The organism is Plantibacter elymi (nom. nud.), assembly GCF_900177795.1.
Taxonomy (GTDB): domain Bacteria; phylum Actinomycetota; class Actinomycetes; order Actinomycetales; family Microbacteriaceae; genus Plantibacter; species Plantibacter elymi.
In genome coordinates this window covers 850710-869174 of the sequence record NZ_FXWJ01000002.1, presented here as the reverse complement: position 1 = coordinate 869174, position 18465 = coordinate 850710, and the positions used below count along the sequence as shown (strand labels likewise).

At 70.1% G+C, this 18465-nt stretch carries 20 protein-coding genes and 2 riboswitches; of the genes, 6 read left to right on the top strand and 14 right to left on the bottom strand.

What is annotated here, in order from left to right:
* Positions 1-43: 43 nt before the first annotated feature.
* Together rmuC and CCK91_RS08960 are read right to left on the bottom strand one after the other, a co-directional pair.
* Positions 44-1423 carry a DNA recombination protein RmuC gene (rmuC, locus tag CCK91_RS08965; RefSeq protein WP_086473685.1) on the bottom strand — a complete coding sequence of 460 codons (1380 nt, stop codon included), beginning with the start codon at positions 1421-1423 and terminating at the stop codon, positions 44-46.
* A gap of 58 nt (positions 1424-1481) precedes the next feature.
* Complete coding sequence (locus tag CCK91_RS08960; protein WP_086473839.1) at positions 1482-2063, bottom strand: exonuclease domain-containing protein; 582 nt, start codon at positions 2061-2063, stop codon at positions 1482-1484.
* A gap of 132 nt (positions 2064-2195) precedes the next feature.
* On the opposite strand from CCK91_RS08960, the gene ychF reads away from it, so the two are divergent.
* Positions 2196-3269, top strand: a complete 1074-nt coding sequence (gene ychF, locus CCK91_RS08955) for a redox-regulated ATPase YchF (RefSeq protein ID WP_086473684.1) — start codon at positions 2196-2198, stop codon at positions 3267-3269.
* A 69-nt stretch (positions 3270-3338) separates the two neighbouring features.
* Here the strand turns inward: ychF and CCK91_RS08950 are convergent, their stop codons facing one another.
* Positions 3339-3677, bottom strand: coding sequence for a hypothetical protein (locus tag CCK91_RS08950; RefSeq protein ID WP_133059962.1), 339 nt, complete (start codon positions 3675-3677; stop codon positions 3339-3341).
* A 127-nt stretch (positions 3678-3804) separates the two neighbouring features.
* Between CCK91_RS08950 and CCK91_RS08945 the strand changes: the two genes are divergently transcribed.
* Both CCK91_RS08945 and CCK91_RS08940 read left to right on the top strand, forming a co-directional pair.
* Complete coding sequence (locus tag CCK91_RS08945; RefSeq protein WP_079705512.1) at positions 3805-4086, top strand: type II toxin-antitoxin system RelE/ParE family toxin; 282 nt, start codon at positions 3805-3807, stop codon at positions 4084-4086.
* A complete protein-coding gene (locus tag CCK91_RS08940; protein WP_086473682.1) occupies positions 4073-4390 on the top strand; it encodes a HigA family addiction module antitoxin in 318 nt (105 codons plus the stop codon). Before CCK91_RS08945 ends, CCK91_RS08940 begins: the two co-directional genes overlap by 14 nt.
* Before the next feature lie 89 nt (positions 4391-4479).
* Here CCK91_RS08940 and CCK91_RS08935 read toward each other — a convergent pair whose 3' ends face one another.
* Positions 4480-4992, bottom strand: a complete 513-nt coding sequence (locus tag CCK91_RS08935) for a hypothetical protein (protein ID WP_086473681.1) — start codon at positions 4990-4992, stop codon at positions 4480-4482.
* 135 nt (positions 4993-5127) lie between these two features.
* On the opposite strand from CCK91_RS08935, the gene CCK91_RS08930 reads away from it, so the two are divergent.
* A complete protein-coding gene (locus CCK91_RS08930; RefSeq protein ID WP_133059961.1) occupies positions 5128-6297 on the top strand; it encodes a hypothetical protein in 1170 nt (389 codons plus the stop codon).
* 13 nt (positions 6298-6310) lie between these two features.
* On the opposite strand, the gene CCK91_RS08925 is transcribed toward CCK91_RS08930, so the two are convergent.
* Together CCK91_RS08925 and CCK91_RS08920 are read right to left on the bottom strand one after the other, a co-directional pair.
* Complete coding sequence (locus CCK91_RS08925; protein WP_064296432.1) at positions 6311-6658, bottom strand: LysR family transcriptional regulator; 348 nt, start codon at positions 6656-6658, stop codon at positions 6311-6313.
* Positions 6659-6704: 46 nt separating this feature from the next.
* Positions 6705-7922: an ice-binding family protein gene (locus CCK91_RS08920; RefSeq protein WP_159878212.1), complete on the bottom strand. Its 1218-nt coding sequence runs from the start codon at positions 7920-7922 to the stop codon at positions 6705-6707.
* Between the two features lie 210 nt (positions 7923-8132).
* On the opposite strand from CCK91_RS08920, the gene CCK91_RS08915 reads away from it, so the two are divergent.
* A complete protein-coding gene (locus CCK91_RS08915) occupies positions 8133-9788 on the top strand; it encodes an ABC-F family ATP-binding cassette domain-containing protein (RefSeq protein WP_086473678.1) in 1656 nt (551 codons plus the stop codon).
* Positions 9789-9804: 16 nt separating this feature from the next.
* Here the strand turns inward: CCK91_RS08915 and CCK91_RS08910 are convergent, their stop codons facing one another.
* The 8 genes from CCK91_RS08910 to CCK91_RS08875 all read right to left on the bottom strand — a co-directional run bounded on the left by CCK91_RS08910 (position 9805) and on the right by CCK91_RS08875 (position 16940).
* Positions 9805-10374, bottom strand: a complete 570-nt coding sequence (locus CCK91_RS08910; protein WP_086473677.1) for a carboxymuconolactone decarboxylase family protein — start codon at positions 10372-10374, stop codon at positions 9805-9807.
* Between the two features lie 222 nt (positions 10375-10596).
* The gene (locus CCK91_RS08905; RefSeq protein ID WP_086473676.1) at positions 10597-10812 is read right to left on the bottom strand and encodes a hypothetical protein; all 216 of its coding nucleotides are present in this window, start codon (positions 10810-10812) and stop codon (positions 10597-10599) included.
* A 119-nt stretch (positions 10813-10931) separates the two neighbouring features.
* Positions 10932-11132, bottom strand: coding sequence for a hypothetical protein (locus CCK91_RS08900; RefSeq protein WP_064296429.1), 201 nt, complete (start codon positions 11130-11132; stop codon positions 10932-10934).
* Between the two features lie 108 nt (positions 11133-11240).
* On the bottom strand, positions 11241-12383 hold the full coding sequence (locus CCK91_RS08895; protein ID WP_086473675.1) for a cysteine desulfurase family protein: 1143 nt from the start codon (positions 12381-12383) through the stop codon (positions 11241-11243).
* 1 nt (position 12384) lies between these two features.
* Positions 12385-13236, bottom strand: a complete 852-nt coding sequence (nadC, locus tag CCK91_RS08890; protein ID WP_086473674.1) for a carboxylating nicotinate-nucleotide diphosphorylase — start codon at positions 13234-13236, stop codon at positions 12385-12387.
* On the bottom strand, positions 13230-14852 hold the full coding sequence (nadB, locus tag CCK91_RS08885; RefSeq protein WP_086473673.1) for an L-aspartate oxidase: 1623 nt from the start codon (positions 14850-14852) through the stop codon (positions 13230-13232). Before nadB ends, nadC begins: the two co-directional genes overlap by 7 nt.
* A 1-nt stretch (position 14853) precedes the next feature.
* Positions 14854-16161, bottom strand: a complete 1308-nt coding sequence (gene nadA, locus CCK91_RS08880; RefSeq protein ID WP_079002081.1) for a quinolinate synthase NadA — start codon at positions 16159-16161, stop codon at positions 14854-14856.
* Positions 16158-16940, bottom strand: coding sequence for an NUDIX hydrolase (locus tag CCK91_RS08875; RefSeq protein WP_086473672.1), 783 nt, complete (start codon positions 16938-16940; stop codon positions 16158-16160). Before CCK91_RS08875 ends, nadA begins: the two co-directional genes overlap by 4 nt.
* A gap of 150 nt (positions 16941-17090) precedes the next feature.
* A riboswitch (glycine riboswitch) is annotated at positions 17091-17176 on the top strand.
* A 1-nt stretch (position 17177) separates the two neighbouring features.
* Positions 17178-17281: riboswitch (glycine riboswitch) on the top strand.
* A 56-nt stretch (positions 17282-17337) separates the two neighbouring features.
* Between CCK91_RS08875 and gcvT the strand changes: the two genes are divergently transcribed.
* Positions 17338-18462 (top strand): glycine cleavage system aminomethyltransferase GcvT, encoded by a 1125-nt coding sequence (gene gcvT / locus CCK91_RS08870; protein WP_086473671.1) that lies wholly within the window; start codon positions 17338-17340, stop codon positions 18460-18462.
* Positions 18463-18465 lie beyond the last annotated feature (3 nt).

Genomic DNA, 18465 nt, shown 5'->3' with positions numbered 1-18465 from the left:
TCGCGGTGGGGCCGGGCGCTTCGTCGTGCGGCGTTCGTGCCGGTCAGTCCTGGAGCCGGTGCGCGAGTCGCGCCTCGAGCTCGCTCGGCCCGGCATCGGACGGCTCCGGCGAGGGCTGCGCCTCCGGTGCGGTGAGGCGCTTCGGTGAGGCGTCGCTCTGGCTCACCTGACCGATGACCGTCGCCTCGTCGAGGGCGTCGAGCTTGCGCGCCGTGACGAGCACGCGGGTCTCGAACGAGGAGGCGAACTGGTTGTAGTTGGTGACCGTGCTCTCGATGGACCGGCGCAGGCGGTCGGCGTGGTCCGACAGCGTCGAGAGCCGCTGGTAGAGCTCCTTGCCGAGGTCGAACAGTCGCTTCGCGTCCTCGGTGAGGACGTCCTGCTGCCAGGTGAACGCGACCGTCTTGAGGACCGCCCACAGGTTGACGGGGGAGGCGAGGGCGACCCGTTTGCCGAAGGCGTAGTCGAGCAGGCTCGCGTCGGCCTCGAGCGCTGCGGCGAGGAGCGACTCGCTCGGGATGAAGCAGATCACGAACTCCGGGCTCGACTCGAGGCCTCGCCAGTACCCCTTCGCGGCGAGCGCGTCGACATGCGACCGCACGGCCTTCACATGCTGCGCGAGGAGGGCGGTGCGTCGTGCCGCCTCCTCGCCCGTCGCGGTGACGGGGATCGTGCTGGCTTCGAGGTACTGCGCGAACGGCACCTTGGCGTCGACCGCGATCGACTTGCCGCCGGGGAGTCGCACGACCATGTCGGGTCGGCCGATGCCGTTGTCGGACGTGATGCTCGACTGCAGGTCGAAGTCGACGCGCTGCGTGAGGCCCGCGGCTTCCACGACGTTGCGGAGCTGGGTCTCGCCCCAGACGCCACGGGTGGCGTTGTTCCGGAGCGCCGAGGCGAGTGACTCCGTCGTGGACCGCAGGCGTTCCTCGGACTCCGAAGCCGTCTTCAGCTGTTGGGCGAGCTCGCCGTGCTGACGGCTGCGCTGCTGCTCGAGTTCCGCGACCTTCGCCTGCATGTGCTCGAGGCTGTGCTGGACGGGCGCGAGTGCCTGCAGGACCTGGCTCTCCTCGTGTTCCTGTCGCGATCGTCGTTCGGCGTCGGCGCGGTGGCGCTCGGCGAGCTCGCGGTACTGCTCGCGCTGGGCGTTCAGCTCGCGTCCGAGCCCGTCGGCCGTGGCGTCGAGTGCGGCGAGTTCGGCGCGCAGCGCGGCCCGGAGTTCCGCCTCCCGGGCGGACGCATCGGCGAGGAGTTGCGCCTGCTGGCCGCGGAGATCGGCGAGCTGGGCGGTGTGCCTGGCCTCGAGGAGCGCCGGGTCGACCGACCCCGCGCCGGTGCGCCGCTGCAGCAGGAGGACCGCCACGGCTGCGCCGATGACGAGTCCGATGAGGAGGCCGATCCCGAGGGCGAGTGCGCTGTCCATGCCCTCAGTGTGTCGCGGGCCGCCGACATCGGTCGGAGGCCGCGCGGCGACCGCGGGCTCAGGCGGCGACGGCCGTCCCGATCCGGCCGATCTTCACGCTCGTGAGCTGCGCGAGTTCGGCGATCGAGGAGGCGCCGTGGCGGGCGGCCGCGTGGATGATGATGTGCGCGGAGGCCTCGGCGTCGCCGGTGGCGTCGTGGTGCTGGAAGTCGTCGAACCCGGCGGCGAGAGCCGCCACGGGGAGCCGGTAGGAGTCGAGTTGGTACGTCTTGCGGGCGACGTTGAGGCTGCACAGGTAGCTGAGGTCGGGGCAGTCGAGGCCGGTTGCGGCGCAGCCACCGCGGATGACGCCCATGTCGAAGCCGGCGTTGTGGGCGACGAGGGCGTCACCCTGGGCGAAGTCGAGCAGCGTGTCGAGCTGCTCCGCCCAACCCGGCGCTCCGAGGACGTCGGTCGCGACGATCCCGTGGATGCGGGTGTTCCACTCGAGGAACGCGTCGTGTCCGGCAGGGGGCTGGATGAGCCAGCCCGCACGGTCGACGACGATGCCGTCGCGGACCCTGACGAGGCCCACGCTGCAGGCGGAGGCGGATGACGAGTTCGCGGTCTCGAAGTCGATGGCGGTGAAATCCAGTGGCACGTCCTCACCCTCGCACCAGCGTCCGACACCGCTCGGGTGGCACGCCGCGTGCCGCTCGATCGACGGTGCCGATCCGTGCCCGGAGCGGAGGCGCGACCCACGGGGACGCGCGGCCAAGTACGATAGACCCTCGTGGCTCTTACTCTCGGCATCGTCGGCCTGCCCAACGTCGGCAAGTCCACCCTGTTCAACGCGCTCACGCGCAACAACGTGCTCGCAGCGAACTATCCGTTCGCGACGATCGAGCCGAACGTCGGCGTGGTCGAACTGCCCGACGCCCGGCTCGGCAAGCTCGCGGAGATCTTCGGCAGCGAGCGCATCCTGCCTGCCGCCGTGTCCTTCGTCGACATCGCCGGCATCGTCAAGGGCGCGAGCGAGGGGGAGGGACTCGGCAACAAGTTCCTCGCCAACATCCGTGAGGCCGACGCCATCGCGCAGGTCGTCCGCGGCTTCGCCGACCCCGACGTCGTGCACGTCGACGGCGACGTGAACCCGGCGTCCGACATGGAGACCATCAACACCGAGCTCATCCTCGCCGACCTCGAGACGCTCGAGAAGGCGATCACCCGGTTCGAGAAGGAGGTCAAGGGCAAGAAGCTCGACCCCTCCGTCCTCACGGCGGCGAAGGAGGCGCAGGACGCGCTGAACGCCGGCACCCCGCTCTCGGCGACGAAGATCGATCTCGCGCCCATCAAGGAGCTCGGTCTCCTCACGGCCAAGCCGTTCATCTACGTCTTCAACGTCGACGAGGACGTCCTCCAGGACCAGGCGAGGCTCGACGAGCTGGCCGCCCTCGTGGCGCCGGCGAAGGCCGTCTTCCTCGACGCGAAGCTCGAGTCAGAACTCGTCGACCTCGACGAGGACGACGCCCGCGAGATGCTCGAGTCGACCGGCCAGACCGAGTCCGGCCTCGACCAGCTCGCACGCATCGGTTTCGCGACGCTCGGCCTGCAGACCTACCTCACGGCGGGCCCGAAGGAGTCTCGTGCGTGGACGATCCCGCAGGGTGCCAAGGCGCCCCAGGCGGCCGGCGTCATCCACACGGACTTCGAGAAGGGCTTCATCAAGGCCGAGGTCATCTCGTTCGACGACCTCGTCGAGACCGGCTCCGTCGCTGAGGCCCGCTCCAAGGGCAAGGCCCGCATGGAGGGCAAGGACTACGTCATGCAGGACGGCGACGTCGTGGAGTTCCGCTTCAACGTCTAGCCCGTCGAACGTGCACGTTTCGTCGTCTACGTGCGGTCCAGCCGACGGAATGAGCACTCTCGGTGGTGGCTACCGCTTCCGCCGCTGTTCCGTGATCCACGTGTGATCGGCGATCGCCGCTGAGACGGCTTCGCGATACTGCGTGCCGTCTGCGGTGCGGTACAGATCCCTGCTGAAGAACGGCGATTCACTCCGGTAGGGCGCGCTGTTATGGACGCGTCCGGCGAGGTCGGACAGGGCATCGTGGTCGCCCGCGAGGTAGGCGGCGAGCTCGGTGTCGTTCAGCCGGATGAGCGCGGAATCGTCGATGAGGACGCTGTAGCTGTACCTCGCGTCGAGGTAGAGCGAACGCTCCTGCTCGACGAGGAACCACATTCCTGGTTCATGGTCGACATAGCGCATGTCCATGCCTCGATTCTCCCGGAGGTCCGGAGGTCCGGAGGTCCGGGTAGGGGTGGTCCTACCATGAACCGGGTCATCGCAAGGAGTATGTAATGACTCGCGTTATTAACGAGGTGCGTTATACCCTGCTACGATGATCAGGTCGTTCGGCAACCGGGATACCGAGCGATTGTGGCGTCGGGAACGAGTGCGGTCGATCGATCCTCGGATCCATCGGGTTGCGCTCCGGAAGCTTCGCCAGGTGGGTGCCGCAGAGATGCTCGACGATCTTCGGGTCCCACCGGGCAACCGACTCGAGCCGCTCAAGGGCGATCGTGCCGGGCAGCACAGCATCAGGATCAACGACCAATGGAGAATCTGTTTCGTGTGGACGGCCACGGGGCCCGAGGAGGTGGAGATCGTTGACTATCACTGACTCGAGCGGCAAGCTCGCACCGATCCACCCCGGTGAAGTCCTGATGGAGGACTTCATCGAGGGGTTCGGCATCACGCAGAACAAGCTGGCGGTGTCCATCGGAGTCCCACCACGTCGCATCAATGAGATCGTCCACGGCAAACGGTCCATCACTGCGGACACCGCGCTCCGGCTTGCGAAGTACTTCGGCACTTCGGCGCAGTTCTGGCTCAACCTGCAGATGCGCTACGAGCTCGATCTCGCCGAGGATCGGCTTTCGCAACAGATCGCGGCGATCACACCACTGAAGCCGGCTGCCGCGTAGCGTCATACTTCACGCAGAGAGTGCGTGTTCTGTCGTTTGCGCGCGGGTTGTAGGACGGAACGCGCGCTCCGGGCCGAGGCGATCGACCGTCACCACCAGCGTTTGGCGCGAGGGACCAGGCCCGCGAGGGCTGCGAGCCCGGCGAACGCGCTGACCACCCCGAGGAAGCCCACAGGGGTGTCGCGGAGCGGGCCGATGACGAGCAGGGCGCCGAGGCCGAGCGCTGCCACGCCGAAGCCGGTGCGCCAGCGTCGCCCGACCTTCGCCGATGGGCGGCGGCCGGGCAGGTCGGTGGGGCGCGCGCGGCGCCGTGCGCTCAGCGGCGGTCCGCCGTCTTCTGGCCCGTCGACGGCACGCCCGAACCCGTCGACCCACGGACCGGCACCGACCTCGGGGCAACGGTCGTGGACGTTGGTGTCGCGGGTCGAGGCATCCGCCGGGTGGGCGGGCATGGCTGCGGCGAGATCCACGTCGAACCTGACGGAACCGTCCGGCAGGAGGGCGTCGTAGCCGACGAACCGCAGCGGCCGTCGGCGCCATCTCGACGAGCCACGGAACGCCGTCGCGCGGACAGCGACGGGACGGTCGGGCGATTCGCGCATGGATCGATGGTGGCACATCGGGTCTCCGTGGTTCAGCACCCTGATGCTTCCGACGTCCCTGCCGCCAGCGCGGTCGTGCTCCGGCGGTACGCTCGATGAGGCGCCACCCGAACGGGCGCCTGGGGGAGGCCACGGGTGACGATCGATCTGGCGAGCATGCTGGTAGTGGCGGTGATCGTCTGCGCCGCCTGCGGGATCTTCTACGGACTCGACAGTGCGCGAACCCTCGCCGGACGCCACATGGCAGCCTGGATGTCCGGATTCGCCACCACCCTGCTCTCCGCGGTCAGCTACCTCGCCGCCACGCTCAATGGCGACTCGGTATGGATCGTCGCCGTCGCCAACGCCGCCATGGTCGCCTCGATCGCCGCCCTGTGGGTCGGGTGCCGGCTGTTCAACGGTCGACGCAGCCTCGTGCTGCTCGGCACCCTCTTCGTCGGTGTGACGGCGATCTCCGCCGTCCTCGACCCCACCGACGACCCGGAGTGGGCCGGCACCATCGCTCGGCTCATCTCGCTCACCATGCTGTCGCTCCTGGTCGCGTACGAGGCGCGACGGGGGCGGATGCGAACGGCACCGGCGTCACTGGTGCTCGTCGTGATCATGATCCTGCACGCGGTGTTCACCGCCGTGCGCCTCGCGGTCTACCTCACGGCGGGTCCTCACTCGGAGATCTTCGAGCAGCTGTTCAGCACGCCCATCGTGACCTACATGAACCTCGTGTTCGTCGTCGCGATCGCCGTCGGCCTCGTCCTCCTGCGCTCCTGGGAGCGCAAGCAGCGCCTCTCCTCGGAGCGGGTGGGCGTCCGCGCGGTGGGGCGCCGGGCGTTCATCGCCGAGGCGACCCGACTCCGCGATGGGCAGCAACCCGATCGTCGCCTCGCGATCCTCGTGGTGGCCATCGACGGCTACGGCGACCTCCGCCGCGCCTACGGGATGGCGACGGCGGGGGAGCTGGAGGCACTGCTCGCAGCCGCGGTCTTCCGTGAGCTGCCGGCCGGGTCCGTCTGCACCCGCGTGTGGAGCGGGACGATCCTCGTGGCCACGTCGGTCGAATCGGGGCCGACCGGCCTCTCGGGTCTCCACGACCTCGCGGCGCCGATCGCCGCCGGCTACCGGGAGGTCGTGACGCAGCAGCTCGACGGCTTCGCCGGTGCTGCGAACCTCGGCGTCGCGGTGGATTCGGCCGCGCCGACACCGGTCGAAACCCTCGTGTCGATCGCACGCACGGCCCGAGCCGACGCGGAGCGGCGAGGCGAATCGGTGCGGGTCGTGGAGTCCGCGTCGGAGACGCAGGACCGCTGACGGCGGGTGCTACTCAGCGACCCTGGCGCTTCTTGTACGGCAGCGGCTCGCCCTTGACCTTCGGCGCGCGACCCTTGCCCTTGTTCGCTTTGGCTTTGCCGCCCGGCGCGGGGGCCGACTTCGCTGCCGCTGCCGCAGAGGCGTCGAGCTGGCGACGCGCCTCGATGAGGAACGCGTAGCCGGCGTCCGTCAGCTGCGTGGATTCCACGTCACGGGCGAACAGTTCCGCTCCGACGCTCTCCTCGAGCTTCCGGACGTCGGCGACGACGGTGCTTCGCGGCACACCGAGCGCCTTGGCCGCCTTCGCGAAGTGGAGGGTCTCCGCGGAGGCGACGAAGGAGCGCAGCTGCTTGTGATCCATGCCCTCAGCCTACGGTGACGGCGTCAGGCTGCCGACCAGTGTCGCGTCAGCCACCCAGCTGGTCGCGTCGACGACGTCGCACGATCACCGAGGCGATACCCGCGAGCAGGCCGAGGCCGAGCAGGGAGCCGGCCACGATCGCGAGCGTGGATCCCTGGAACCCGGTGTCGGGGAGCCTCGTGATGTCTCCGGCTGGAACCGCCGGCTGCCCGGGGACCTGCGGGGTGCCCGGCGGCACGATGACGATCGTCGATTCGATGGAGTCGTCGGGCGCGCTGCCGTTACTCGCGGTGATGGTGACCGTGTAGGTCCCGGGCGTCGTGGGCGTGCCGGTCACGCCACCGGTCACGCTGTCGAGGACGAGTCCCGGGGGCAGGGCACCCGAGGTGACCGTGTACGTCGCGTCGGGGCTGCCGGTCGAGGTGACCGTGCTGTCATAGGTCGTGCCGACGGTGCCGCCGGGGAGCGGAGCGGAGGTGATCTCCGGGCTCGTCGTGACCTCGGAGCCGCTGCCGTCGTCGCAGCCGGTCGGCCGGTTGATGACGGTGTTGATGAGCGTCACGGCGCCGGTGGACGCGAGGAGACGTCCTTCGACGACCGTGCCCGCTCCCGTGGAGATGGACGTGTCGGCGAGGATCGTGCCGACGAAGGGCGCGCCTCCGTTGAGCGTGGCGTCGCTGCCGACACGCCAGAACACGTTGCAGGCGCTCGCGCCGCCGACGAGGGTGACCGAGGAACCGATGCCGGTCTTCAGCGTGCTCGCCGCCTGGAAGACCCAGACCGACTCTGCGGTGCCGGTGAGCGTCACGTTTCCGGTGAGGGAGATCTCTCCGCCGGCGTAGACGCCGGGAGTGAGGTTGAGGTCGGTGAGCTCACCGACCTGCTGCGGGGCCGGCGTGAGGCTGGAGGCGACGCCCATCGCCTTGAGGAGGTCGTTCTTGGCCAGGGCGGCGGGCTCGTTCGTCACGTTCTGGGTGCCGTTGACGAGGCCCGGCGGGAAGCCGGTCACGGAGCTCTCCGGGCTCAGCCCGAGGTCGCCGTTGATCGTGGTCGCGCCGGTGTTGGTGACGGCCGATGCGGCGAGGACGCCGTAGTCGGCTGCCGTACCGAGGAAGATCGGGCCGTCGATCGAGGTCGCGGCGTTCGCCGGTCCGGCACCGATGGCCAGGAGTCCGACGGTCACGACTGCCGCTGCGGCGAAGAGCCGTGGGCGAGTGCGACCGGGTCTGGCGCTGTGGTCAGGTGGGGAGAGTTCGAGGCGCATGAAGGCCCCTTCCGTGTGGGAGGGGCGCGAAGCCAAAGAGGATGGCGACATCAACCGCAACTGTTCCCTGTGTACCACCTTCGGGGGTCACTAGATCAGCTAGCTCTCGTGACGTAGTCAATCGTTATCTTGGTGCGATACGCTACGTCGCCGACTCGTGGCGCGAAATGAACGTTCGGCGAGGCCTGCTCCCAATGAGACGATTGCAGCATGACTGCAACGCTCGTGGCCCAAGGCCTGGCCGGAGGACACGGCCACCGCACCCTGTTCGACGGCCTCGATCTGACGGTGGCACCGGGCGACGTCGTCGGCGTCGTCGGGATGAACGGAGCCGGGAAGTCGACGCTGCTGCAGCTCCTCGGCGGCTCCCTCGAACCGCAGGCCGGCACGATCACGCTGTCGCCGTCAGACGCCTTCGTGGGCGCGCTGCCGCAGGAACACGAGCGTGTCGTCGGTGAGAGCGTCGCCGCCTACATCGCCCGGCGGACTGGCTGCGCTGCGGCGACCGAGGCGATGGACGCGGCCGCCGCGGCGCTCGCCGAGCCCCCGCAGGCAGGCACGGACCCCGCGGACGTCTACTCCGCCGCCCTCGACCGCTGGTTGGCGAGCGGGGCGGCCGACCTCGAGGAGCGGATCCCCGCGGTCCTCGCCGACCTCGGGCTGGACCTCGACGCGGATGTGACGACCACGATGATGACGTCACTCTCGGGCGGGCAAGCCGCTCGCGTCGGACTGGCGGCGCTGCTGCTGTCGCGATTCGACATCGTCCTCCTCGACGAACCGACCAACGATCTCGACCTGGACGGCTTGGAGCGGCTCGAACGCTTCGTGCAGGGATTGCGCGGGGGTGTGGTGCTCGTCAGCCACGACCGAGAGTTCCTCGCCCGCTGCGTCACGCGCGTCCTCGAACTCGACCTCGCGCAGCAGAGCAACCGCGTCTTCGGGGGCGGATACGAGGCCTACCTCGAGGAGCGCGAGGTCGCCAGGCGGCACGCCCGCGACGCCTACGACGAGTTCGCCGACAAGAAGGCCGATCTCATCGGTCGCGCCCGGGTGCAGCGGGAGTGGTCCAGCCAGGGTGTGCGGAACGCGATGAAGAAGGCGCCCGACAACGACAAGATCCGGCGGAAGGCGTCGGCGGAGTCCTCGGAGAAGCAGGCCCAGAAGGTCCGGCAGATGGAGAGCCGCATCGCCCGACTGGACGAGGTCGAGGAACCGCGCAAGGAGTGGCAGCTGCAGTTCACGATCGGCAGCGCACCGCGTTCGAGCACGGTCGTCGCGACGCTGTCCGAGGCCGTCGTCCGGCAGGGCGACTTCCAGCTCGGCCCCCTGTCGCTCCAGGTGAACGTGGGCGATCGCATCGGCATCACCGGGCCCAACGGCGCCGGCAAGTCCACCCTGCTCGCGACGCTGCTCGGTCGTCGCGAACCCGACGCGGGCAGCGCGAGCCTCGGCTCGAGTGTGCGGATCGGCGAGATCGACCAGGCCCGCTCACTGCTCGTCGGCACGGAGCCGCTCGCCGACCGCTTCGAGGCGATCGTGCCCGACCTCAGTCCGGGAGAGGTCAGGACGCTGCTGGCGAAGTTCGGGCTGAAGGCCGACCACGTGAACCGGCCCGTCGACGAGCTGTCACCGGGGGAGCGCACCCGCGCCGGGCTCGCCGTGCTCCAGGCGACAGGGATCAACCTGCTGGTCCTGGACGAGCCGACGAACCACCTCGACCTCGCTGCGATCGAACAGCTCGAGGAGGCGCTCGAGAGCTACGACGGAACACTGCTCCTCGTCACCCACGACCGCCGCATGCTCGACACCGTCCGGATCGAGCGGCGGTGGGTCGTCGAGGCCGGCCAGGTCACGGAGCGCTAGCCCGCGGCGGTACCGCTCAGAGGCCCCGGAGGAGCGCGTCACGGAGTTCGGGTCCGATGTCCTCGGGAACGTCGACGTCGACCGCGAGCGCCTGGATCGCGCGGCTGTAGTAGTTGCGGGCGGCCGCGGCGAGCGTGATGTCGAGGATCTCCCGGTCGGAGAAGCCGTGCTGGCGGAGACTCAGGCTGTCGGCGTCGGTCATCCGGTCCGAGTCGCGACCCACCCGTTCCGCGAAGGCCATCATCGCGACCTCCGCGGGGCTCAGGTCGGCGTCGCGATAGTCCGCCGCGATGCGCACGAGTTGGTCCTCCTCGAACAGCGCAAGCGATCTCCGGCCGTGAGCGAGACGGCAATGCCGTGACCGCGTCCCTCGCGCCGCGGCGAGCGTCACGAGCTCGTAGCGTCGCAGGCCGAGCGGTCGGGCGATCTCACCGATCAGCGCCTCCCACGCGGCGTAGGCCCCGGGGTTCAACGCCATCACCTTCGTGTGCGCAGCGACGAAACCCTGGTCGGCGATGTCGTCGTCGTACATCGCGGCCGTCGTCGCATCGGCATCGGCTTCGGGGATGGTGTGGAGGATCGACATGTCGGCCACCTCGTCGGAACGGGTCGCGGGCCGGGCGTCCGCGGCTACCGTTCATGATGGCACTCGAGATCGGCGCTGTCAGAACCATTTCCCGGTGGATCTCGGCGATCACACCGGCGTCGCCGGCCCCGGTCGTCGCCGGGGAGCACGACGCATGCCCCGGACATGAGCGAGGACCCCGCGGCGTTCGCCAGGCGGGGTCCTCGTCGTTCAGAGGGCGCGTCAGTCGCGCAGCTGCTCCTTGTAGTCGTTCTTCGCCTCGGTGGTGTCGCGCTCGGCCTCGGCCTTCTTCACGTCGGCCTCCGCCTGCTTCACCTTCGCGTCGGCCTTGACCTCGTCGACCTTGTCGCCGATCCGGTCCTTGGCGTCTTCGACGGTCTCGCCGATCTTCCGGCCGGTCGCCTCAGCAGCGTCCTTGGCGTTGTCCAGGAATCCCATGTCAGCTCCGTCTCTGATCCCGACTCTCGGTCACAGATCCAGCCTCGCGGGCCCGCGCACGCGCGGCAACCACTTGTGTTCCGAGGCGTGGGCGGCTAGATCATGAGACGATCCGGCGCTCAGGGGGCGGGGGCGCCACCGTCGGTCGGGGTCGCGTGCGGCAGCCAGTCCTTGAGGATGACCTCCTCCGGGTCGACCAGACGCTCCGTGTGGAGGTCGTACTCCGGGTCGCGCTCGGCGAGGAACCGGGTGACGGCGTCAGCGTCCTCGTTGTCGTGTCGACGTCGTGCGCGGTCTGCCGCGTCCTGCTCGGTGCTCATGGATCCCACCGTAGCCCAGCCTCCGGCGGAGGACGCCGCTGGACACCCGGCGTCGGACACCAGGCACCGAGCGCCCGGCCGGATCCGTCCGGTCGGTCGTCGTGGGGTTCAGCGGAGACCCGCGACGGCCTCCACCGAGGCGACGACGGCGCTCGCCGTCCGGTCCAGCTCGGCCGCGGTGACGGCGGTGGTGCAGCTGAAGCGCACGGCGGTCTGCGCGACCTCCGGAGCGATGCCGATCGCGAGGAGGACCGGTGACGGCTCGTCGCTGCCGGCGGCGCACGCGGAGCCGCTCGAGGAGATGACACCGCGGCGTTCGAGTTCGAGGAGGACCGCCTCACCAGAGGTCCCGGGGAACACGAACGACGCGATACCCGGCAGGCGTCGTTCGGGGTGGCCCGTCAACCGAGCGCGCGGGACCTCGTTCAGGACCCTCGCGATGAACGCGTCACGCAGCCCGCTGACGCGGTCGACCGCTTCCATCCGATCACGCTCGGCGAGCTCCAGCGCCGTCGCGAGCCCGACAGCGGCGGCCACCTGTTCGGTCCCGCTCCGGCGACCGCGTTCCTGACCGCCACCGTGCAGGAGCGGTTCCAGCGGCAGGGAACCGCGCGCGGCGAGCAGTCCGACGCCCTTCGGAGCACCGAGCTTGTGGCCGGCGAGGCTCAGCGCGTCCACGCCGAGGCGATCCAGTCCGAGCGGCAGCCATCCTGCCGCCTGCACGGCGTCGGTGTGGAAGGGGACCCCAGCGGCCCGGGTGACGGCTCCGAGCTCCGACAGGTCCTGGATGGTGCCGATCTCGTTGTTGGCCGCCATCACCGAGACGAGCACCGTGTCCGGCCGGAGTGCAGCGGCGAGCTCGGCCGGGTCGACCAGGCCGGTCCCGTCCACCGGGAGGACGGTGGCCTCGACGCCGTGGAACCGCGTGAGGTACGCGACCGATTCCGCGACCGCCTCGTGCTCGATCGGCGAGGTGACGACATGGCGTCCGCGATCGAGCGCCGCCAGGGTGATGCCCTTGACCGCGAGGTTGTCCGCTTCGGTGCCGCCCGAGGTGAACACCACGTCCCCAGGTCGGACGCCCAGTGCGGTGGCGACGCGTCGCCGGGCATCCCGCAACGCCTCGGCGGCCGCCTCGCCGACGGTGTGATGGCTCGACGGGTTGCCGAAGGTGCTCGTCAGGTACGGCCACATCGCCTCGAGCACCTCGGGGCGCACCGGCGTCGTCGCCGCGTTGTCGAGGTAGAGCATCTCAGTCGACCGAGACGTCGAGTCCGAGGTCGAGGGAGCGGACACTGTGCGTGAGGGCGCCGGAGGAGATGACGTCCACGCCGGTCTCCGCGATGGCCCGCACCGTCGACAGCGTCACGTTCCCGCTCGCCTCCACGATGGCGCGGCCGGCGATCAGCGCGACGCCCTCGCGGAGCTCGTCGACGGTGAAGTTGTCGAGCATGATCGTGTCGACGCCCGCCGCGAGCACCGCCTCGATCTGGTCCAGGCGGTCGACCTCGACCTCGATCGTCGTCGTGTGCGGGAGCTCCTCGCGAGCCCGCAGCAAGGCCTCGGTGACCGTCAGGCCGCGCTCGAGGAGGACCGACAGGTGGTTGTCCTTGACCATGACGGCGTCGGAGAGCGAGTGGCGGTGGTTGTGCCCGCCACCCGATCGCACCGCGTGGCGCTCGAAGACGCGCAGACCCGGGGTCGTCTTCCGGGTGTCGACGATGCGGGCGCGGGTGTCCGACACGGCTTCGACGTAGGCCGCGGTGATGGTCGCGATGCCGCTCATCCGCTGGACGAAGTTCAGGGCGACGCGCTCGGCGGTCAGGACGGCACGCGCCGGACCCGACACCATGGCGATGGTGTCGCCCGCCGCGAACCGCTCGCCGTCGGCGACGAGGAACGCGACCGTGATGCGCGGGTCGGTCAGTCGGAACGCCGCCTCGAACACGGCCGAACCGCTGAAGACGCCCGCCTCGCGCGCGGTCAGGGAGGCCGAGGCCGTGGCGTCCTCCGGGATGAGGGTCGCCGCCGTCAGGTCGCCCCACGGGGCGTCCTCGACGAGGGCCGCGGTGACGGTGGTGTCGATGAGGTGTGGGGTCAGCATGGTGCGAGCACGGTTCCGTTCACGGATGGGTGGGTGGTGGGCAGGTGCGCGTCGGCCGCCGTGGTGAGGACGATCGCGATGGGTGACGCCTGATCCGGATCGACACCGGGATGGTCGTCCCTTGCGTGGGCACCGCGTGACTCGGTGCGCGCGAGGGCAGCGGCGACCACTGCCCGGGCGAGCAGCAGGAGGTTGCGGTCCTCGGCGGCTGCGACCGACCGCGGTGCGTCGACGTCGTCGAGCTCGGTCGACCAACGGTCCAAGGTCCGGCGCGCGAGCTCGAGACCACGCGCGTCACGGACCAGTCCGGCATCCCGCCACATCACGGCGTGGAGCGCCGACCGGCTGAAGGGTTCGACGGGGTCCGTTGGGAGTCGGAGGTCGTCATCGGCCGCAAGGGGATCGAGGAAGACCCGCTGACCGCCGAGCCTCGGGTGACCGGCGATCGGACCCGGTGCCGCATCGATCGCCGCGACCGCCCGGGCCGCGAAGACGGCACCCTCGAGGAGCGAGTTGGATGCGAGGCGGTTGGCGCCGTGGACGCCGGTGCGTGCGACTTCGCCCACGGCGAGGAGCCCGGGCAGGGTGGTCCGGCCGTCGAGATCCGTGGCGACACCGCCCATCCAATAGTGTGCGGCCGGGGCGACGGCGACCGGTGTGCGCGACCAGTCCACGCCGGAGGCCCGGAGGTGCTCGTCGATCCCCGGGAACCGCGCGGCGAGGCGGTCCTCGCCGAGCGCGGTCGCGTCGAGGGCCACCGGCGCGCCACCCTGCGCAGCCATGGCCCGGGCGATCCCGCGGGCGACCACATCGCGCGGTGCCAGCTCGGCGTCGGGGTGGAGCTCCCGCATGAAGCGTTCACCGTTCGCGTCCCGGAGCACGGCCCCCTCGCCGCGGACGGCCTCGGAGACGAGGAAGCTGCCAGGTGCGGCGAGCGCGGTCGGGTGGAACTGGACGAACTCCACGTCGGCCAGCACCGCTCCAGCACGGAGCGCTGCAGCGGCGCCGTCGCCCGTCGCCACCGCCGGGTTGGTCGTGAACGGGTAGAGCTGTCCGACACCGCCGGTGGCGAGGATCACCTGGTCGGCGTCGACGGTGAACGCACCGCGCTCGGAGGACCGAAGGTGCGCACCGGTGACTGTTCCGGCGGTGACCACCAGGTCGACGAGGACGGTGTGCTCCAGCACGGTGACCCGCCGGGCTGCGAGCGTCTCGACGAGCGCCGTCTCGATCGCCGCGCCGGTCGCGTCACCGCCGGCGTGCAGCACCCGGGGGTACGAGTGGGCCGCTTCGAGGCCCTTCGCGAAGGCGTCGCCGTCGCGGTCGAACGCCACCCCGAAGGCGATGAGCTCGCGGATCCGTTCGGGACCCTCGGTGCAGAGCACCCGCACGGCCTCCTCGTCGCACAGCCCCGCGCCGGCCAGCAGCGTGTCCCGGACGTGGTCCTCGACGCGGTCGTCGTCGAACATGACCCCGGCGATCCCGCCCTGCGCATAGCGCGTGTTGCTCTGGCCGAGGACGTCCTTGGTGACGACCACCACCTCGTGCCGTTCACTCGCGTGGATCGCGGCCACGAGACCGGCGATCCCGCTCCCGACCACGAGCACCGTCGCCATGTCAGCCGGCCTGGGTTCCGGTGGCGACCGGCGGCTTCGCGGCGAGCATGCGCTCGAGCGACAGGCGGGCCGGGACGGCCACGTCGTCGGAGACGGTGATGCGGTTGAGCACCTCGCCCGCGACGAGTCCTTCGAGCACCCAGGCAAGGTAGCCGGGGTGGATGCGGTACATCGTCGAGCAGGGGCAGATCACGTCGTCGAGGCAGAAGATCGTGTGCTGCGGGTACTGCGCGGCGAGGCGCTGCACCATGTTGATCTCGGTGCCGATCGCGAACGTGGTGCCGTCCGGCGCCGCCGCGATGGCCTTCTGGATGTAGTCCGTCGATCCCGCCTCGTCGGCGGCGTCGACGACCGCCATCGGGCACTCGGGGTGCACGATGACTCGGACGCCGGGGTGCTGCGCCCGGGCGCGGTCGATCTGGTCGACGGTGAACCGCTTGTGCACCGAGCAGAAGCCGTGCCACAGGATGACCTCGGCCTGCTCGAGGTCGGTCGCCTCGTTGCCGCCGAGCGGGCGGTTCGGGTTCCACATCGGCATGTGCTCGAGCGGCACGCCCAGCTTCTTGGCGGTGTTCCGACCCAGGTGCTGGTCCGGGAAGAACAGCACCCGCTGTCCGCGCTCGAAGGCCCACCGCAGGACCGTCTCCGCGTTGCTGGACGTGCAGACGATCCCGCCGTGCCGACCGCAGAAGCCCTTGAGCGCCGCCGAGGAGTTCATGTAGGTGACGGGGATGACCGGTACCCGGCCGTCGGCGTCCGGTTCGGTCCCGTAGAGCGCCTCGAGGGCCTCCCACGCCTCCTCGACCTGGTCGATGTCCGCCATGTCGGCCATCGAGCATCCGGCGGCGAGGTTCGGGAGGATCACGGCCTGCTCGGGTCCGGACAGCAGGTCGGCGGTCTCGGCCATGAAGTGCACACCGCAGAACACGATCGCCTCCGCCTCGGTGCGTGCCTTCGCCGCGTTCGCGAGCTGGAACGAGTCGCCGATGTAGTCGGCGTGCTGGACCACCTCGTCGCGCTGGTAGAAGTGTCCGAGGATCACGACGCGGTCTCCGAGGGTCTGCTTCGCGGCCACGATGCGGCGGTGGAGCTCGTCGTTCGAGGCGTCGCGGTACGCGGCCGGGAGTTGTCCCTGTCGCGGCGAACCGGTCGGGATGACGTCGCCCATCGACGCGCCGGGGCCGTAGCTCGGCGGCTGCAGGTCGAACACCCAGGGACCGGCCGCGAGTTCGGGCGCGCAGGTCGCGCCGTCGGACGCACCCTCGGTGATCTGCTGGATGGTGTCGTCGACGGATGCGGTGATGGTCATGCTGGCTCCTCGGACTGCTGACGGGTGGTCGGGGTGGACGTCGTGGGCCGGCGGCTCGTCGACCGGCCGGGCGACGGGGTCTCCGGTCGGGTGACGGGCTGGGTCCACCGGTAGAGCCGCGCCGGGCGGTGACGCCCACCGGTACGCAGTTCGTCGGTCTGCAGGACGAGACCGGAGGACTCGACCTGGCGTCGGAAGTTCGCCGGGTCGAGCTGCTTCTGCAACACCGCTTCGTGCACCTCCCGGAGTTCGGAGAGGGTGAAGGTCTCCCCGAGGAAGGCGTGCGCGATGTGGCTGTACTCGAGCTTGTTGCGGAGCCGCCACAGGGCGTACTCGACGATGTCGCGGTGGTCGAAGGCCAACGGGGGGAGCGCGTCGGCCGGGAACCAGCGGACGTTCTGGCCGAGCCGCGTGCGCTTCGCCTCGTCGGACCCGACGAGCGCCCAGTAGACGATCGAGACGACGCGCTCGGCGGGGGAGCGGTCGAGGTCGCCGAACGCGTACAACTGCTCGAGGTACCGCGGGCGGAGGGAGGTGGTGGTCTCCAGGGTCGACGAGGCCGCGTCCGCGAGGGACTCCGCGGCACCGAGCGGGCCGCCCGGCAGCGCCCAGAGGCCGTCGTAGGGCTCACGGATGCGCCGGACGAGCGGGAGCCAGATGCCGGGCTCCGGGTCGGTCGCGCCGAACCCGTCGTCGGCTCGGAGCGTGAAGATGACGGTCGAGACCGCGAGGCCGACCTGCGGGTCCGTCTGCTCCACGGGAGTCGTCGATCGCTGCATGGGGCTCTCCATGTTCCGGAGCACCGGTGGCACTTCAGGTAGAAATGACCTGTACTCGATACAGGCTTAGTGTACACCTGACTCGAACAAGGTCCTGCGCCGAGGCGACCACTCGCGATATGCTGGCGGCTCAATCGAACATCGGGCCGCAAACACGATGCGGGAGAGCCGGTACGCCGGCACCGAAGGAGCAAGCCTCCCCGCCAATCTCTCAGGTCCTGTACCGCATCGGACTGGCCACTCTGGAAAGCAGCGCACGTTCGTGGTGCGCTCGCCGACGGTGAAAGCAGTGTCCGCAGCAGCGGCGCTCGTGAAGCTCTCAGGCCAATGACAGAGGGGGAGTTCCCAACGGGCACCGTCAGGTGTCCGCAGCGCACCACGCGACCCCGGAGAACTCGTGACCGACCTCGAACGAACCAGCCCGCTCCATGCCGTCCACGAAGCCGCCGGCGCGAGCTTCACGGACTTCGCCGGATGGCAGATGCCCGTGCGGTACTCGAGTGACCTCGCCGAGCACCACGCCGTGCGCACCGCCGCCGGCATCTTCGACATCTCCCACATGGCCGAGATCCAGGTCGTGGGCGACGACGCCGCCGACTTCCTCGACCAGGCGCTCGCGGGCAAGCTGTCCGCCATCGACCTCCTGCAGGCCAAGTACTCCCTGCTGCTGAACGAGGCCGGCGGCATCATCGACGACCTCGTCGTCTACCGCAACGGCGAGCACGAGTACCTCGTCGTCGCGAACGCGGGCAACCACGATGCCGTCGTCGCAGCGCTCGCCGAGCGGGCCGCGGCGTTCGAGCACGTGGTCGTCATGGACCGCAGCGACGAGATCGCGCTCATCGCCGTCCAGGGGCCGGCCTCCCGCGCCATCCTCCAGGCGACCGAGGGGCTCCACATCCTCGACGAACTGCCCTCCCTCGACGAGGTGAAGTACTACCGCGCGACGGGTGCCTCCTTCGAGAACGGCACGGTCTTCATCGGGCGCACCGGCTACACCGGCGAGGACGGGTTCGAGCTGTACGTCGACGCCGCCGACGCCGTGGAGCTGTGGAACGCCATCGTCGCCGCCGGGACACCGCTCGGACTGGTCCCCGCCGGGCTCGCCAGTCGCGACACCCTCCGCCTCGAAGCCGGCATGCCGTTGTACGGCCACGAGCTCGGTCCGGACACGCTGCCCGTGCAGGCCGGACTCGGCCGCGTCGTCGCACTCGGCAAGCACGGCACGTTCATCGGTCGCGACGCCGTCGAGGCCGGTCCGGCGGACGACGCACCGGTGCTCGTCGCACTCGTCTCCGAGGGGCGTCGCGCCGGTCGTGCCGGTTACCGCGTCCTCGCCGGCGACACGACCGTCGGCGAGGTGACGAGCGGGGCACTGTCGCCCACCCTCGGCCACCCGATCGCCATGGCCTACGTGCACCCCGACCACGTCGAGCCGGGCACCGTGCTCGACATCGACGTCCGCGGCACGCGGATCCCCGCGACCGTCACCACGCTCCCCTTCTATTCGAGAGAGAAGTAACCC

Bases quoted from the DNA above. Each gene is read 5' to 3' on its own strand.
- rmuC (WP_086473685.1), bottom strand. From the start codon at position 1,423: ATGGACAGCGCACTCGCCCTCGGGATCGGCCTCCTCATCGGACTCGTC.
- CCK91_RS08950 (WP_133059962.1), bottom strand. From the start codon at position 3,677: ATGGACATGCGCTATGTCGACCATGAACCAGGAATGTGGTTCCTCGTC.
- CCK91_RS08945 (WP_079705512.1), top strand. From the start codon at position 3,805: ATGATCAGGTCGTTCGGCAACCGGGATACCGAGCGATTGTGGCGTCGG.
- CCK91_RS08935 (WP_086473681.1), bottom strand. From the start codon at position 4,992: ATGCGCGAATCGCCCGACCGTCCCGTCGCTGTCCGCGCGACGGCGTTC.
- CCK91_RS08925 (WP_064296432.1), bottom strand. From the start codon at position 6,658: ATGGATCACAAGCAGCTGCGCTCCTTCGTCGCCTCCGCGGAGACCCTC.
- CCK91_RS08920 (WP_159878212.1), bottom strand. From the start codon at position 7,922: ATGCGCCTCGAACTCTCCCCACCTGACCACAGCGCCAGACCCGGTCGC.
- CCK91_RS08915 (WP_086473678.1), top strand. From the start codon at position 8,133: ATGACTGCAACGCTCGTGGCCCAAGGCCTGGCCGGAGGACACGGCCAC.
- CCK91_RS08910 (WP_086473677.1), bottom strand. From the start codon at position 10,374: ATGTCGATCCTCCACACCATCCCCGAAGCCGATGCCGATGCGACGACG.
- CCK91_RS08905 (WP_086473676.1), bottom strand. From the start codon at position 10,812: ATGGGATTCCTGGACAACGCCAAGGACGCTGCTGAGGCGACCGGCCGG.
- CCK91_RS08900 (WP_064296429.1), bottom strand. From the start codon at position 11,132: ATGAGCACCGAGCAGGACGCGGCAGACCGCGCACGACGTCGACACGAC.
- CCK91_RS08895 (WP_086473675.1), bottom strand. From the start codon at position 12,383: ATGCTCTACCTCGACAACGCGGCGACGACGCCGGTGCGCCCCGAGGTG.
- nadC (WP_086473674.1), bottom strand. From the start codon at position 13,236: ATGCTGACCCCACACCTCATCGACACCACCGTCACCGCGGCCCTCGTC.
- nadB (WP_086473673.1), bottom strand. From the start codon at position 14,852: ATGGCGACGGTGCTCGTGGTCGGGAGCGGGATCGCCGGTCTCGTGGCC.
- nadA (WP_079002081.1), bottom strand. From the start codon at position 16,161: ATGACCATCACCGCATCCGTCGACGACACCATCCAGCAGATCACCGAG.
- CCK91_RS08875 (WP_086473672.1), bottom strand. From the start codon at position 16,940: ATGCAGCGATCGACGACTCCCGTGGAGCAGACGGACCCGCAGGTCGGC.